Here is a 17,405-nt window from a genome sequence, read left to right as displayed (position 1 = left end):
CTTACCACACCTAAATTAGCTAAAGCCCAACTATGAGTAACATACAAAATAAATTAAACCAGATTAATCAACAAGGACTTGATCTTGATTTCACCACTATTATGCAAAGTGCATTTGCATATTATAAAAAAACCTTCCTTAGCGTGGCCTCAGCCTTGATGCTAATTGGTTTTTGTGTTTCTTTTTTAAGCAGCTTTTTATTAATAAAATTTATAGGAGATGACCCACAGGCCATCGAACAAATGCTTTTAGATATTGATCCGTATAATTTCACACCCTACCAAACAGGACTTTATCTTTTAATTGGATCTTGCCTAACGGCTATTGCCTCGATTTTTACAGCTGGGCTTATAAAAATGAACAACCATGTAGACACCCAAGAACGATTAACCATGTTCACTGGACTGTCCTACTTTATCAAAAAACAAGGTTTAAAAGTATTTATTGCTCAATTCTGTATCAGTATTGTTTTCTCTAGTATAAGCTTTGCTTTGCAATTATTGGGATTAAATGTAGTTGCACTAGGAATTAATTGGTTTATTAATATCCTTTTAGTCTTTGTTGTTCCCTTAATTATATTTGGGGATTTGGGGAGTTTTCAGGCCATTAAAAACAGTGTATTGGTAGTTAATAAACAACCCCTTACCATTATTTTGGTAATGTTGTGTACCTACAGTTTACTGATTATGCTAATTTTAATGCTCGTTAGTTCTGGACTTGGACCATTTTTCTTAATCCTTGGTGTGTTTTTAACAGTGCCTTTTCTGTTCTCTGTTTTCTATAGCTTATATAAGCAAGCCATAGGCGTTGGAATAAGTGATCCCAATGTAACACAACAACACCAAGATCAAGTGGAAAACCAAGATCACAACCAAGATAATTAACTAATTTCACTTATATCAAATCACGTTATATACCTTTTATAACGTGATTTTTACCTTTTATAATTAGCTAAAGTATTAAGTAACACCGTTTTTAGTAAAAAAAAACCACAACAATAGATTACATTATATCTCAAATTGGGGAGTTTAACTTAAAGACTGTTACTAATTTATGCTAAAACAATGTAAAAAAACATATAAACTATTCTAAAAATATTCTTATATTTATATGTTAAGCAACTAAAATTCAACGCATTAAATAATATATAAACATAATTCTTGTTTTTTAGTATTTAATTTGTGGCATACCTATTGTTTAATTAATCCACAGAAGATTATAAAATAGTTCACCTTAAACTAAAAAATTATTTAACACCAATGATAACAAATAAAAAAACAGTCCTATTTGGACTATCTGCATTAATTTTGATTGGTACACTTTTTACTATAAATAGCTGTAATATAGGAACCAAAAACGATCTAGATCCAAAAGAAAATGCATTAGCACTTCCAACTATTGTAGTTGACACAGCAACCGCTGTTACAATTAAAGATTATATAGGTAATATTGAAGGTAAAGTTAACGTGGAGATACGTCCCCAAGTGGAAGGAATCCTAGAGCAAATCTTTGTGGATGAAGGATCTTTTGTTCAAGAAGGACAAGCTTTGTTTCAAATTAACAAACAACCCTATCAAGAGGTTTTAAACAACATGATTGCCACAGAAAATGTGGAAAAAGCCAAATTGAAAAACGCGGCTTTGGAGATCGAAAGACTTAAGCCTTTAATTGACAATGAGGTAATTGCGCAAGTACAATTAGAAACAGCCAAGAGTAACTACGAAATTGCAAGGGCTTCTTTGGCCAAAGCAACAGCTGCTGTGGCAAGTGCACAAATTAACTTAGATTATACCATTATTAAAGCACCGGTGAGTGGGTACATTGGTAGAATACCCAAACGAATCGGAAACCTAGTTTCTAAAAGTGATAAAGAACCCCTTACAGTACTCTCAGATGTAAGTGAGGTATATGTATATTTTGGAATGAGTGAATCGGATTTCCTATACTTTAGTAAAGAAAATCAAAATTCAAATACCGATACTACATCTCCTGGTTCTGGTGGAACTTTTCAAAGAGATGTAACTTTAATTCTTGCCGATGGCCATGAATATGGAGAAAAAGGAAAAGTGGATATGATCAACGGACAAGTGAATCGTAACACAGGTTCTATTTCCATTCGTGCTTCTTTTCCAAACTCAAAAGACATTATGCGCTCGGGTAATACAGGAACCATCAAATTAAAAGAAACTAAACCAAGAGTTATCTTAATACCACAAGAGGTTACTACCTCGATTCAAGACAAGACCTTTGTGTATATTATTGATGATCAAGAAAAAGTAAAACTACAATCCATCGAAATTGACGGTGTTTCTGGAAAAAACTACATTGTTACACAAGGTCTACAAGTTGGAGACCAAGTAATTAAAACTGGTTTTGACAAAATTACCGAAGGAATGTACGTTAAATCAAGTAATTAAATCTCAGACTTAGAATAATTCTAGTTAAGATTTTTTATACCATTAGCCTTACAAAAAAAGATTTTTATGTTAAAAGCAATAATAAACCGCCCCATTTTAGCCACCGTAATATCGATCATGTTCGTGTTATTAGGACTAGTGGGCTTAACCCTACTGCCTATAACGCGTTTCCCTGAAATCGCGCCTCCAAGTGTACTGGTATCTACCTCCTACCCTGGAGCAAATGCCGAGACGGTAGCCAAGAGTGTGTTACTACCTATTGAGGAATCTATAAACGGAGTAGATAACATGACTTATATTACCTCAAAGGCAAGTAATAGTGGAGCAGGTAATATTACCGTATTTTTTAAAGCAGGTACCGATCCAGACCAAGCCGCTGTAAATGTATCTAACCGAGTTAGTAAAGCCTCTGCGGATTTACCCAGTGAGGTTAATGAGAATGGAGTATCGGTTACCCCTCGTCAAAGTGGTAACATTATGACCATCAACTTTTACTCGGATCACCCCGAGCAAATCTATGATGAGACTTTCTTACAGGCCTTCACCCAAATTAACATCAACAGGGAACTCTTAAGGGTACCTGGTGTGGCTTCGGTGAGTCGTGTAGGAGCTAGAGATTACTCGATGCGAACTTGGTTAAATCCAGAGAAATTAGCCCTTTACAACCTAGTACCCCAAGATATTATTGCGGCGATCAAAGATCAAAACTTTGAGATTGCCCCTGGTAACTTTGGAGAAACCTCGGATGAGGCTTTTGAAACAGCTTTAAAACACAAAGGAAGATTTAGTCTTCCAGAGGAATACGAAGACATTGTAATTAAAACCAATAAAGATGGATCGGTTTTAATGCTAAAAGATGTGGCCAGAGTAGAATTTGGAGCCTCCAATGTGGGAAGTGATAACAGTGTAAACGGTTATCCAGGACTAACTATGAATATTACACAAACCGCTGGTAGTAACGCCAGGGATATTGATATCGAGGTAAGAAAGGTGTTGGAAAAACTTTCCGCTAGTTTCCCTGTGGGGGTTAAATATGAAATTTCCTACTCGGTAAAAAACCAAATTGACGAGTCTATAAATCAAGTTAAAAGTACTTTATTTGAAGCCTTTATATTGGTTTTTATAATCGTGTACATATTCCTACAAGATTTTAGATCTACCATTATTCCGGTAATTGCTATTCCTATTTCATTAATTGGAACCCTGTTCTTTATTTATTTAATGGGATTCTCGATTAATGTTTTAACCATGTTCGCCCTTGTTTTATCCATTGGTATTGTGGTGGATGATGCCATTGTGGTGGTGGAGGCCATACATGAGAAAATGCATGAAACAGGCATGAAGGCCAAAGAGGCCAGTATTGTAACAATGAACGAGATTACAAGAGCAATTATTTCTATTACTTTAGTAATGTCCGCTGTGTTTTTACCAGTTGGGTTCATGCAAGGACCTGCGGGTATTTTCTATAAACAGTTCGCTTACACCTTGGCATTTGCCATTTTAATATCGGCGGTAAACGCCCTTACTTTATCTCCGGCTCTTTGTGCTTTGTTTTTAAAACAAGCACCAGGACATGATAATCAACCAGATCAAATAAATGCAAAAAAACAAGGTCCAGTAAAACGAACTTTAGCCAAGTTTTTCTTTGCTTTTAATACCGCTTTTGACAGCTTTACAAATACTTATGTAAAAAGTATCAAAAAGTTAATTACCAATAAAAAAGTAGCCATTGCAGCATTAGCATTAATTATTGGATTAGGTGGGGTGTTATTAGTTAGAACTCCTTCTTCTTTTATTCCAAGAGAGGACGATAGCTTTATAACCTATTCCTTGGCCATGCCTGCTGGAGCTTCTCTGGCTCGTACAAAGGTAGTATTGGCAAAAGCCGATAGTATATTAAACAAAAGAGAAGATATTCAAGGAATGACTGCCATCTCAGGTTACAATACAATTGATGGTAATGCTAGCCCGTCTTTTGCCGTGGGGTATATTAATCTAAAACCACATAAGGAAAGAGGACAAATCAAAGACATTGACGGAATTATCCAAGATATTCAAGATGATTTATCGGTAATCAACGAAGCTAGCTTTAACGTGTTCCCAAGACCAACCATATCAGGATTCGGAGATTTCGGAGGTATTGAGTTTGTATTACAAGATCGTATGGGAGGTGGATTTGATGAGTTCAGCGACGTTGCACAAGAAGTAATCCAGGAGCTTAACCAAAGACCCGAGATAAGTAATGCCTTTACCTCATTTAAAGCTAATTTCCCGCAATATCTTTTGGAAATAGACTATGTTAAGGCTAAAAGCTTAGGGGTTAGTGTTAAGGATTTAATGACAACCGTTAAAAATTACTACGGACGTATTAAAGCAGGAGACTTTACTCGTTTTGGTCGTACTTATCGCGTTTACATGCAAGCCGATATAAACTATCGTGAGAATCCAGAGTCATTTAATTCGATCTTTGTTAGAAATAACAACGGAGAAATGTTACCGGCCAATACGGTTATTAAACTAAAACGTGTTTTAGGTCCAGAGACGGTAACTCGTTATAACCTTTATAATTCGATCTCTATTAAAACAAACCCTGCTCCGGGATATAGTACCGGGGATGCCATGAAGGCCATTGAAGAGGTTACCTCGAAAATGCCAGGTAATTATGGCTATGAATTCACAGGGATGTCCTTGGAGGAAAAAGACTCAGGAAGCCAAGCTGCAATTATATTTGCCCTTAGTATCATCTTTGTATATTTCTTATTATGTGCCCAATATGAGAGTTATCTTTTACCAGTGGCCATTTTATTAAGTGTACCAACAGGATTATTGGGAGTTGCCGTATTTATTAACTTAGCTGGACTACAAAACAATATCTACGTTCAAGTGGGATTAATCATGTTAATTGGTCTGTTGGCTAAAAACGCGATTTTAATTGTAGAGTTTGCCTTACAACAAAGGAAAAATGGCTTGTCTATTTTTGACTCAGCCGTTCAAGGAGCTAAAATGCGTTTAAGACCTATTTTAATGACATCCTTTGCCTTTGTAGCTGGACTTGTTCCATTAATGTTTACCGTTGGTCCATCGGCTCAAGGTAATCACTCGATAAGTTTTAGCGCGGCAGGAGGAATGATATTTGGAGTTGCGGCAGGTATTTTCTTTATTCCTGTGTTATACTACATTTTCCAAAGCTGGGATGAGAAATTAAAATCAAAATTTACCAATGACTAAACCAAACTATATGAAATCAAATAATTCAACCTCAACAAAAGTTTTATATGGTTTTTTGGCCAGCACAGCCCTGTTTATGGCTAGTTGTGCCCCACAAAGTAACTATAAAAAACCTGTTTTAGATATCCCTGATCACTACAGAGGTCAAGATAGCTTAAATATGGCATTAGACTCTGTAGGGATTGCCGATGTACATTGGAAAGCATTTTTCGAGGAAGAGCAATTAATTAGCTTAATTGAACAAGGTCTTAGTTACAACTTCGACTACCAAATGGCAATTAATAATTTACAGATGGCTCACCTTACAGCTAGTCAAGCCAAACTAGAATGGTTACCAAGTGTTGGAGCTACCCTTGGAAGCATAGGTTATGAATACAGATCCTCAGATGGTTACCAAACACACTCTTCTAAGTTCTACCAAGACAAGGAAGTTCCAACTAATATGTATGTAAACTCCTCGTCTCATAAAACGGGTGTATCGGTTAGTTGGGAATTAGATATTTGGGGGAAAATTAAAAGTAAAAGTGCACAAGCTTTAGCCGAATATTTAAAGACCAATGAAGCTAGAAAAGCAGTTCAAACCGCTTTGATTAGCGATATTGCAAGAGGATATTACAACCTGCTGCTTTTAGATGCACAAATGGAAGTTGCTCAAAGTAACTATGATTTAACTAAAAACACACTGCGAATTGTGGAGCTTCAAAGAGATGCTGGACAAATTACCTCTTTGGCTATTCAACAAACAAGAAACCAAATGTTAGTTGCAAAAGCCCTTATTCCTAAATTAAAACAAGACATCGCAATTCAGGAAAATGCTTTGAGTTTATTAACCGGACGATTACCAAATGAAATTCAAAGAAATACCAAACTATCCAATGTAAGGGTAAATGAAACCCTTACCACTGGTGTTCCTTTATATATGGTAAGTAGACGACCTGATGTTCAAAGTCAGGAGTTAAATCTACAGGCTAAAAATGCAGCTGTAGGTGTTGCCCAAGCAAGCCAATATCCATCTTTATCTATTGATGTTGGTGGTGGAGTAAATAGTATGTTGGGCAAAAACTGGTTTAATATTCCAGGAGCTCTTTTTGGAAGTTTAGCCGCAGATCTTGCAGGTCCAATATTTGCTAAAAAGCGTTTAAAAACAGCTTTTCAAATAGCAAAAGTAGAAAGAGATAATGCAGAGATTGCCCTTCAAAAGCAAGTATATACAGCAATTACTGAGGTAACCGATGCTCTAACAAACCTACAAACAGTTGAACAGCAAATCGAAATTGCACAAGAACAAGTTACCACATCTAGATTAGGAGTTAAGCAATCTAACTTACTTTTCAACAGTGGGTATGCAACTTATATTGAAGTTATTAACGCACAAAAAAACATGCTTGATAGTGAATTGCGTTTAAATGAATTTAGACAAAAAAGACTCTTATCAAGAGTAGAGTTATATAAATCACTAGGTGGTGGTTGGGACTAGTACTAATAAAGATTTTGGATATTTTTTTTTTGATTTTATCCATAGAATTCTTTATTATTACATTACAAAATAGCCAATCTCACCAACAAAACAATTCCAAAGAAAAAGGGGCTGTCCAAAACTACGGACAGCCTTGTTTTTTTTATTATAGATCCTATTTTTTTTTTATTATTCACTATTTTTTTGATCTATAATTTAAATTTCATACCAATTAATTACTCTTTAAAAAAAACCCGCGTAAGCTTTATAATACACTCCCCTTTTACTTTTTAATTGTAATGGTAAATGACAAAAAACATTTTCTTAGTTACTTGTTTTAATAATTATTAGCTATCTATTTTACCATAAAACCCCAAAAAGGCATTAGATTCTACCCCTCCCAAAAAAACTAGTATATTTTACTTATTTCTATAAATAGACTCTCTTATTTTTTGATAAGATGGTCCGTTTCACCTAGAAAAAAGCGCAAAAAAAAAGGGATTCACAAAGTGAATCCCTTTCTATATTACTTTTTTTGAACTATTTTATTTTATAATATACGTAAAACCCAATTGATTCTAATTATTTTATTTTGGTACTGTATTTTCTTAAAGGTGGCTGTTTTACAAAACACACACTATAACTAACAAACCAATACAACAATAGTTATCCCTTATAACAGATAGAAAAGTGTTTTTTTAAATTCTTTATCGTATTCCTTGGCTATTTAAATAGCGGTGGTATTTTAAACTATTGGCATTATGCTGGGCCAAAGTACTAGCAAACTCATGATAGCCTAAACGATCAACACTTGCACAGAAATAGATATAATCGTGTTTTTCAGGATTTAAAACTGCCTCTAAAGAACTTTTATCCGGCATCACAATTGGTCCCGGAGGTAATCCTGGATTTAAATAGGTATTATAAGGTGATTCTATTTCTTTGTGTTTATTGTATACTCGAAAAATCTTAGTATCCCACTGGTTATTCTCAAGTTTATAGCTATAAACTAAAGTAGGGTCCGCTTGTAATGGCATCCCAATTTTCAGGCGGTTTAAATACGCTCCGGCTACCTTTGGTCTTTCATCCACCTTTACGGTTTCTTTTTGTACAATAGAGGCTAAAACAGCAACCTGAACTGGAGTTAATCCCAATGAGTCCGCCTTGGCTCTTCTTTCTTTATTCCAATATCTTAAATAATCTCCATGCAATTTATTACGTAATTTAATGGCATTGGTATTCCAATATACCTCGTAGGTATCTGGCAGGAATCCAGCTAGTACATTTTCTTTGGTAAACCCATTGTCTTGTAAAAACTTTGGATTGTAAAAAGCCTCCAAAATCTCTAGGCTATCAGCCTGCACTTGAGAAGCTATTCGAGCGGCTAGGTTCTCAATCCTTTCCTGGTTATTAAAAGTTAAACGAAGAGGAATATTCACACGCAATGCCTCCACAATATCATAACTGTTCATGCCATTCTTTAATCTAAATCTTCCCGTAGAAACATTATATGGATACTGTCTTTGTTCGGCAATATCTTTAAAACCTTCTACATCATGCAGATAAGGAGAAATGGTTTGTAATACGGTATTGAAGTTGTCCGATTCGCTAATATAGATGTACTGACTCTCATCCCATTGGTGAAGATTTGCAGAGAATGCTTTTTGGTACCAAAGGTATAAATAGCCTAAAAAGACAAAAACACCTAAAACAGAAATTAGAACTACAATGTTTTTAATTTTCATGTGAATTTTTAAAATATTAATTGATATATGGCTTCATCTTTATATGTATCCCCCACTCTAGTCCATTGTTTTTTTACCCCAACAAGCTCAAAGCCTGCTTTGGTAAACAAGCCAATACTTGGCTGATTATCTGTGGTGATATTGGCATATAATTGGTGCAAATATAAATGTTCTTTAGCGTAATCCATAACCAATTTTAAAGCTTGTCGGCCAATACCTAATCCGCGCTGGCTATCGTGCTGAATTATAATTCCAACCCCGGCTCTATTGTTGGTTGGATCAAAATCAAACAAATCTATTAATCCAATAGTTTTACTGGTAGTTTTATCACAAATAACAAGTCTTAATTGTTTGGCCTCATAGATATCCATATGGGCGTTTTGTAAATATTGCTTTATTAAAAAACGGCTATAAGGGCTCTGTGTATTACTAAATTCCCATAGGTTAATATTGTTTTCTATTTGGTAGATAAATTCCAAATCTTCGGGCTCTAAGGCCCGTAAGAAAATACTCTGTGCTTGTAAAAACATAAATTACTTATTATAATATCCCTTGAAAACAAAAACAGCATCTCCTGTTAGGTAGATATTAGTAAACTTTTGATTTTCATAGGCAAAACTAACTTTTAAATCGCCCCCTAAAACCCCTATGTGTATGGGAGAGGTGTCGGCTTTTTTTAAAGCGAACATGCAAAGAGCTACCGCCGTGGCACCTGTTCCACATGAAAGAGTCTCGTCCTCTACTCCTCTTTCATAAGTACGGATATAAAAAAGGTTTGGTCCCTCTTGTTCTACAAAGTTAACATTGGTTCCCCCTTTTGGTTTATATATTGCGTTATTTCGAATACTTTGCCCTTTTGAATATACATTATAATGAGACAGGTCCCTAACCATTTCAACATGATGAGGAGAACCCGTGTCTAGAAAACAGCTTTTTTTCTGGATATCAATAAAATCTACATCTCCCATTTTTAAATGAATTCCTTGCTGATCAATATAAGCCGAATGCTTTCCATCATAGGCCCAAAAAACGCAAGAATCTTTAATAATTCCTAGATCTTTAGCAAAGGCAACAGTTGCTCTTGCTCCATTTCCACACATACTGCTTTGCTTTCCATCGGCGTTAAAATAAACCATCTTAAAATCACTATTGTGATCTAAATCCTTTTCAAGACATATTAAACCATCGGCTCCTATTCCAAAGCGGCGGTCACATAGTTGCTCAATAAAAGAAGAATTTTGTTTATCAAATTCACCATTGGTATTATCAATCATCACAAAGTCATTGCCTGTGGCTTGATACTTATAAAACTCTAACATGTAATTTTTAGCTTATTTTCCAACAAATTTACAAATATTGCAGCACAAATCCGCAATGTTAAAGCTAGTTAAAGATTATAACTATATTAAATACTTTGATAATTTTACTTAAAAAGGCAATTCTAATTATTTTTTTTATGAATAGATTTTTCTCATTATTATTGGTATCCTTATTAAGTGGAGCAATTACTCTTGTAGGTTATAAATATTTTATAGAAGATTCGATTTTAAATACCCCACAAGAAAAAACCTTAGACCCTGGCAATTTCCAGACCATCGATGCCCGTGTGGGTGATATACAAACCGCAAGTGACTTTACAACCATAGCACAAAGTACCGTAGATGCGGTGGTGCATGTTAAAAACGTTAGTTACCTTCAAAATAGATCCAATGCATTACTTGAGTTTTTCTATGGACAAAATTATTCCAAACCACAAGCGCAAATTGGTATGGGATCAGGGGTTATCATATCTCCCGATGGATACATTGTGACTAATAATCATGTGATTGCTAAAGCCTCTGAGTTAGAGGTTACTTTAAACGACAACCAGGTTTACTCTGCCACGGTTATAGGCACCGATCCACAAAGTGATATAGCTCTTTTAAAAATAAATGCCACACAAAACCTTCCTTATTTAATATTTGGTGACTCGGATAAAATAGAGCTTGCCCAGTGGGTTTTAGCCGTTGGTAACCCTTTTAATTTAACCTCTACAGTAACAGCTGGAATTATCTCGGCTAAGGCACGTAATTTATCAAAAACAGGAATCCAATCTTTTATACAAACCGATGCGGTAATTAATCCTGGAAACAGCGGAGGTGCATTGGTAAACAACAAAGGAGAGCTTATAGGGATAAACACCATGATTTCCTCTAACACAGGATCCTATGTAGGATACGGATTTGCTGTTCCTTCGAATTTGACAAAGAAAATCATACAAGATTTAATGCAATTCGGGAATGTGAAAAAAGCTGCCATTGGGGTAAATGGGGGTGAATTAAACCAGCATCTGGCCAAGGAATTAAACTTATCTATCTCCCAAGGTTTTTACATCTCTAGTATTTACCCGGAATCAAACGCACACAAAGCGGGCCTAAAACCTGGAGATATAATTACAAAAATTAATGGAAAAAAAATCGCCACTTTTATTGATCTAAAAACAATTTTAAATCAAAAAAATCCGGGTGATTTAGTGGAGTTAACCATCACAAGTGGCGACACGCAAAAACAAGTTTCTTTAGAGTTAATCGGAGAATTAAATCAAAGGGTAAACTTCCATGGTTTTGAATTTGCAACTTTAACTGACCAGCAAAAACAACAACTAAACATACCAAACGGACTGATAATTACCCAAGTGCAAAACAGTAAATATTTGGCTTATAAACAAGATTTATTAGGTGGCATCTTAATCTCGATAAACGACAAGCAGATAGATTCGATAGAAAAAGCAACAAAATTGTTTAATCAAATAACCGACCTTGAAAAGATTAAATTAAAGATAATGACCCCTAATGGTCAATATATTAGCTTATTACTATAAATAAGCACAAAATAAAATGAGTTCTTTAAAAAAAAGTAAAATGTTTTTTAGTCTTGATTTATTCATTTAAAATATGGACTTTTGCAATAATTTATACAACACAATCTAATCCATGAAAAATTCAAGTTTATACGAAAAGGAATTAGCTTTTCAAGCAGACCGTAGAAAGGCATGTGTAGAATTTATCAAAATCGCTAGTGATTTGTGGTATGATAAATCTATCGAATTACTAATGTTCCGTAATCAATTAATTGACCGTAGTGTTAGTGATATTATCAACCTTCATGAGTATGCCGCTAAATTCGTAGCTAAACCAATTAACATCTTTGATTCAGTTGAAATTGCTAAAGCTATTCAACAAGCAGACTTACCACCTTCAAGAATTGATATCGGTAAATTAACTTACGAATATCAATTAGAGGACAACAAACACGATAGTGCTTTAGCTTTTGTTGTAAGTAAATTAAAAGATGCAAAGAACACTGAGGAAATTGTACCAAAAGATGTAGTATTATACGGTTTTGGACGTATCGGACGTTTATTGGCTCGTGAGTTAATGAACAAAATCGGAAAAGGGCAGCAAATGCGCTTACGTGCAATTGTAACTCGTGATAAAGGTGACGCTACTTTACTAGAGAAACGCGCTTCTTTATTAAAATACGATTCGGTACACGGTGACTTTGAAGGTTCAGTTATTGCTGATCCTGAAAATAAAGCTTTAATCATCAACGGACATACCGTTCATATGATTTCTGCTAATCAACCAGAGGATATCGATTATACACAATATGATATTGAAAACGCTTTAGTTATTGATAATACAGGAGTTTTCAAAACAGAAGAAGATTTAGCTCGTCACCTAAGTTCAAAAGGTGCTGCTAAGGTACTTCTTACAGCTCCAGGTAAAGGAGTTCCAAATATTGTTCACGGAGTTAACCACAACCAATATGATCCAGAAAATGTAAATATTTGGTCAGCTGCTTCATGTACTACAAACGCAATTACACCTATTTTAAAAGTAATGGAAGATAATTTTGGTGTAGTTAAAGGACACTTAGAAACAATCCATGCTTATACTAATGACCAAAACTTAGTAGATAATATGCATAAGAAATACCGTCGTGGTAGAGCTGCAGCATTAAACATGGTTATCACAGAAACAGGTGCTGGAAGCGCAGTGGCTAAAGCATTACCTGAATTAGCTGGGAAATTAACTTCTAATGCTATTCGTGTACCAGTTCCAAATGGATCTTTAGTGGTATTAAACTTAGATATCAAAGAACAAACTTCTATTGAGCAGTTAAATGAGGTAATGAGAAAAGCTGCATTACAAGGAGAGTTAGTAGAACAAATTAAATTCTCTATCAACAATGAACTTGTTTCTTCGGATATCGTAGGTACTTCTGCACCATCGATTTTTGATAGTAAAGCTACTATTGTTTCTGCAGATGGAAAAAGCGTTGTTCTATACGTTTGGTATGATAATGAGTATGGTTATAGCCACCAAGTTATCCGTCTGGCTAAATACATCTCTCAAGTTAGACGTTTTACTTACTATTAGTAGACAAAAATATATAAACAGAAAAGCCTTGGATATCCTCCAAGGCTTTTTTTATGTTGTAATATTGCGTGCTACGGTATTGCGTTAAGTCTACTTTACTTTTTGTAGACTTTTAATCAAGGCCAAATACTACAAGGCTATGGGCTTAACTAAGATTGTAAGGCTCTATGATTTTAAATGAACATTTTCTTTGTTATAGGTACTTAGGTGGTTTTCCAGTTACCAAAACTCATAGATATAATAAAGGCTATAAACCTTGACTTGCGAGTCCTTTGCTTTGGTTGTTTTATATTGTTGTTAAATAAGTAAATAAATACAAAATATCTAATTCACTTAAAGCCAATAGTACACACTGTAATGGTGTAAAATCCTAAAGAATTATCGGCTGTTTATCGGTCCTTGTAAAAGATCATCTAAAATCACACGGAATTTTGCGCTATTCCAATCTGCAGCTCTAAATTTCTTAACCACAATATTACCCTTTTTATCAATTACATAAGAGGCTGGAATAGTCTTGGAATATAACACGGCCGGTGCAGGATTCTGCGCGTAGTAAATTGGTAACGAGTAATTGTTTTTCTGCTTAAATTTCTGAACTTCCTCAGGACTTTGATCCGTTACAAATAAAAATTCTACTTTATCTGCGTAATCGTTATAAAGTTCTTGGAAACTAGGCTTTTCAGCCAAACATGGTGGGCACCAAGTGGCCCAAAAATTAATAATAACAACTTTAGAATTTAACGTTGAGAAATCAAGCTGCTGCCCATTTTCATCGATTAAAATCCAATTATTATACTGCACTTTCTCTTGATCTTCTTTATCCTCCAAAGAAGGACTCATTGCAACAAGTGTATTAACCCATACCTTAATAGATGTACCTAGTGGCGTGAATGCAATAAGTAAAAATCCAACTAAAAATAGTAGATTAGTTATTAGGGATTTGGTTTTTTTCTTGTTTTTCATTTTCAAACTTCTTATCTGGCTAAATATAGTGATTAAACCCTTAGTTCTGGGGCTATTTAACAATAAAAGGTGATAGTTGTTTAAAAAAAAACAAAAAAAAGACTTTCTAAAGCACTCTGTCCATTTTGCAATACATAATAGTTTAAATAACATCAGGCTTTGCAGTAGTTACCTGTTTTGTTTCATGGTCTGTTTCATACTCAAATGTTTCATCCATAGTACTTATTGTAGCTTCCATTCTTGCAGATATTACAGCTTCTTGAATTGGTAAAAGAGCTAATAAAATTTCAGTGTTATGTAAATTTTTAAGCCTTTGATAAAAACCTACCAACGCACCAATAGCTTGTACTAACTCTTGTATAAAAAACAATAATCCCTACTTTCTGGTAGAAAACTACCATAGTGGTAATCTACTGTTTTATCTAAGTTCTAATCCATAAACTCATATTTATACACAAATCTAAGCCAAAAACACAATAACCTATATTTGATTACATAAAACAAGTAAAAACTGAAAACAAAACACTTTGATTACATAAAACAAGGAGTAGCTATTTATAATAACCACCATTTCTATGTTTGTAATTAGATCTTCCCGCTTTGGTAAATATCCAATACAAAACTCAAAAAAATTATAGGTTATAAAAAAATAGTAGTAAACTAAGGTCTACTACTATTTTTGGTATTATTTTATACTATTAATGATGTATCGTTATTTCAAAACATGGTAAAAATAAATCTTACTCAATCACCCGATACTTAATTTAACGTATATCTGTTCTCTTTTTTAATTACTTCTTGTTACTAGAGGCAATCAAGTTTAATGCTGAACCTGCTTTAAACCACTGTATTTGACTTTCGTTATAAGAATGGTTAGCAACAATAATGTCCTTTGAACCATCCTTGTGGATAAACTCTAAAGTCAATGGTTTACCAGCAGCGAAATCAGTTAAATCCAAGAAGTTAATTGTATCGTCCTCTTGAATTTTATCATAATCTGCTTCATTGGCAAAAGTCAAAGCGAGCATACCTTGCTTTTTAAGGTTGGTCTCGTGAATACGAGCAAATGACTTTACAAGTACAGCCCTTACTCCCAAATGACGAGGCTCCATAGCAGCATGCTCGCGAGAGGATCCCTCCCCATAGTTTTGGTCTCCTACAACAATAGTAGGTATACCTGCTGCTTTATATTCTCTTTGGGTTGCTGGCACACTACCATATTGTCCTGTTAATTGGTTTTTCACAAAGTTAGTCTTGTGGTTAAAAGCATTCTCAGCTCCAATTAACATATTATCAGAAATATTATCTAAATGCCCACGGTAACGCAACCATGGACCTGCCATGGAGATATGGTCCGTTGTACACTTACCAAAGGCTTTGATTAATAATTTTGCACCTTGAATGTTTTGGCCATCCCACGCAGCAAACGGTTCTAGTAGTTGTAAACGAGAAGAGTCTTGTGCTACCTCCACCACTACATTAGCCCCATCGATAGCCGGAGCCTGATAACCTGGATCCTCCACATCGAATCCTTTAGTTGGTAATTCATCACCTTTAGGAGCCTGTAATTTAATTTGCTCTCCTTTATCATTTAATAAAGTATCTGTAATTGGATTAAAGCTCAAATCACCAGCAATTGCCAAAGCTGCTACCATCTCTGGAGAGGTTACAAAAGCATGGGTATTTGGATTACCATCGGCACGTTTAGAGAAGTTACGGTTAAATGAGTGAACAATGGTGTTTTTTTGCTCCTTATCCGCTCCTGCACGATCCCACTGACCAATACATGGACCACAAGCGTTGGTGAACACCTTGGTTCCCATCTTTTCAAAAGTCTCAATAATACCATCTCTTTCAATAGTATATCGAATTTGCTCGGAACCCGGGTTAATTCCAAACTCTGCTTTAGGAGTAATTCCGTGTTTAACGGCTTGTTCTACAATTGAAGCAGCTCGACTCATATCCTCATAAGAAGAGTTGGTACAAGATCCAATTAATCCCCATTCAACTTTTAATGGCCAACCATTGGCCACAGCCTCTTGTTTCATTTTAGAAACCGGTGTACCTCTATCTGGGGTAAATGGTCCATTTATATAAGGTTCTAACTCGGATAAATTAATTTCTATTAATTGGTCAAAATATTTCTCTGGCTCTGCATACACTTGTGGATCTCCTGTTAAGTGTTCTGCAACTTGATCTGCAGCATCCACAACATCTTGACGTCCTGTAGCGCTAAGGTAGCGTCTCATTGAGTCATCATAACCAAAGGTAGAGGTTGTAGCTCCAATCTCGGCTCCCATATTACAAATAGTACCTTTACCTGTACAACTCATCGACAAAGCCCCCTCTCCGAAATATTCAACAATTGCACCGGTTCCCCCCTTAACTGTTAAAATATCGGCTACACGTAAAATAACATCCTTAGGAGCAGTCCAACCGTTTAACTTACCGGTTAATTTAACTCCAATTAATTTGGGGAATTTCAATTCCCAGGCCATACCTGACATTACATCCACCGCATCGGCTCCACCAACTCCAATGGCAAGCATCCCTAAACCTCCAGCATTAACCGTATGAGAATCCGTACCGATCATAAGACCACCTGGGAACGCATAGTTTTCTAAAACAATTTGGTGAATAATACCAGCTCCAGGCTTCCAAAAACCAATTCCATACTTATTAGAAACCGAAGATAAGAAGTTAAATACTTCCGAGGATTGAGTTTGTGCTACTTTTAAATCAGTTGCCGCCCCAACTTTAGCTTGAATAAGGTGGTCACAGTGCACCGTGGTAGGCACAGCTACTTTATCCTTACCAGCATGCATAAACTGAAGCAATGCCATTTGGGCTGTCGCATCTTGACAAGCTACGCGATCTGGAGCAAAATCCACATAATCTACTCCTCTTTTATAAGCAGTAACCGGATCTCCTTCCCAAAGGTGAGTATACAAAATCTTTTCTGATAAAGTCAGTGGACGACCAACTAGCTCACGCGCTTTTTTCACACGCTCTGGCATCTTAGCATACACTTCTTTAATCATTTCAATATCAAAAGCCATAGTCTTAATTTTTAATGTTTTAGAATGACTACAAGTTACTAAATATTTCGCCCACATCCCCCATGAACCATAGAAAAATGGCCTAAATAAACCTATTTAGAATTAGTTTAATTAAC

At 35.3% G+C, this 17,405-nt stretch carries 12 protein-coding genes; 6 read left to right on the top strand and 6 right to left on the bottom strand.

Going from position 1 to position 17,405, the window contains the following annotated elements; translation table 11 throughout:
• The first annotated feature begins 32 nt into the window (after positions 1-32).
• From ACYSNV_RS04250 to ACYSNV_RS04235, 4 genes are all read left to right on the top strand, one after another.
• Complete coding sequence (locus tag ACYSNV_RS04250; protein ID WP_461761322.1) at positions 33-884, top strand: hypothetical protein; 852 nt, start codon at positions 33-35, stop codon at positions 882-884.
• A gap of 375 nt (positions 885-1,259) precedes the next feature.
• On the top strand, positions 1,260-2,417 hold the full coding sequence (locus tag ACYSNV_RS04245) for an efflux RND transporter periplasmic adaptor subunit (protein ID WP_461761321.1): 1,158 nt from the start codon (positions 1,260-1,262) through the stop codon (positions 2,415-2,417).
• 66 nt (positions 2,418-2,483) lie between these two features.
• The gene (locus ACYSNV_RS04240) at positions 2,484-5,645 is read left to right on the top strand and encodes an efflux RND transporter permease subunit (protein WP_461761320.1); all 3,162 of its coding nucleotides are present in this window, start codon (positions 2,484-2,486) and stop codon (positions 5,643-5,645) included.
• 10 nt (positions 5,646-5,655) lie between these two features.
• Positions 5,656-7,122, top strand: coding sequence for a TolC family protein (locus tag ACYSNV_RS04235; RefSeq protein WP_461761319.1), 1,467 nt, complete (start codon positions 5,656-5,658; stop codon positions 7,120-7,122).
• A 686-nt stretch (positions 7,123-7,808) separates the two neighbouring features.
• Here ACYSNV_RS04235 and mltG read toward each other — a convergent pair.
• The 3 genes from mltG to dapF are packed head-to-tail and all read right to left on the bottom strand — an operon-like array spanning position 7,809 to position 10,165.
• Entirely contained in the window at positions 7,809-8,846 is a 1,038-nt protein-coding gene (mltG, locus tag ACYSNV_RS04230) for an endolytic transglycosylase MltG (RefSeq protein ID WP_461761318.1), read from the bottom strand.
• 8 nt (positions 8,847-8,854) lie between these two features.
• Positions 8,855-9,376, bottom strand: coding sequence for a GNAT family N-acetyltransferase (locus ACYSNV_RS04225; protein ID WP_461761317.1), 522 nt, complete (start codon positions 9,374-9,376; stop codon positions 8,855-8,857).
• Positions 9,377-9,379: 3 nt separating this feature from the next.
• Positions 9,380-10,165 carry a diaminopimelate epimerase gene (gene dapF / locus ACYSNV_RS04220; protein WP_461761316.1) on the bottom strand — a complete coding sequence of 262 codons (786 nt, stop codon included), beginning with the start codon at positions 10,163-10,165 and terminating at the stop codon, positions 9,380-9,382.
• 137 nt (positions 10,166-10,302) lie between these two features.
• Between dapF and ACYSNV_RS04215 the strand changes: the two genes are divergently transcribed.
• Both ACYSNV_RS04215 and ACYSNV_RS04210 read left to right on the top strand, forming a co-directional pair.
• Positions 10,303-11,706 carry a trypsin-like peptidase domain-containing protein gene (locus ACYSNV_RS04215; RefSeq protein ID WP_461761315.1) on the top strand — a complete coding sequence of 468 codons (1,404 nt, stop codon included), beginning with the start codon at positions 10,303-10,305 and terminating at the stop codon, positions 11,704-11,706.
• A 112-nt stretch (positions 11,707-11,818) separates the two neighbouring features.
• A complete protein-coding gene (locus tag ACYSNV_RS04210) occupies positions 11,819-13,267 on the top strand; it encodes a glyceraldehyde-3-phosphate dehydrogenase (RefSeq protein WP_461761314.1) in 1,449 nt (482 codons plus the stop codon).
• A gap of 378 nt (positions 13,268-13,645) precedes the next feature.
• Here the strand turns inward: ACYSNV_RS04210 and ACYSNV_RS04205 are convergent, their stop codons facing one another.
• From ACYSNV_RS04205 to ACYSNV_RS04195, 3 genes are all read right to left on the bottom strand, one after another.
• On the bottom strand, positions 13,646-14,230 hold the full coding sequence (locus ACYSNV_RS04205; protein ID WP_461761313.1) for a TlpA family protein disulfide reductase: 585 nt from the start codon (positions 14,228-14,230) through the stop codon (positions 13,646-13,648).
• A gap of 142 nt (positions 14,231-14,372) precedes the next feature.
• The gene (locus ACYSNV_RS04200) at positions 14,373-14,600 is read right to left on the bottom strand and encodes a Fic/DOC family N-terminal domain-containing protein (protein ID WP_461761312.1); all 228 of its coding nucleotides are present in this window, start codon (positions 14,598-14,600) and stop codon (positions 14,373-14,375) included.
• Positions 14,601-15,021: 421 nt separating this feature from the next.
• Entirely contained in the window at positions 15,022-17,289 is a 2,268-nt protein-coding gene (locus tag ACYSNV_RS04195; protein ID WP_461761311.1) for an aconitate hydratase, read from the bottom strand.
• Between the last annotated feature and the right edge of the window lie 116 nt (positions 17,290-17,405).

This window comes from Myroides sp. LJL119, assembly GCF_054871605.1.
Note: the sequence above shows the minus strand (reverse complement) of the source record. Positions and strands in the feature narration are given on the sequence as shown.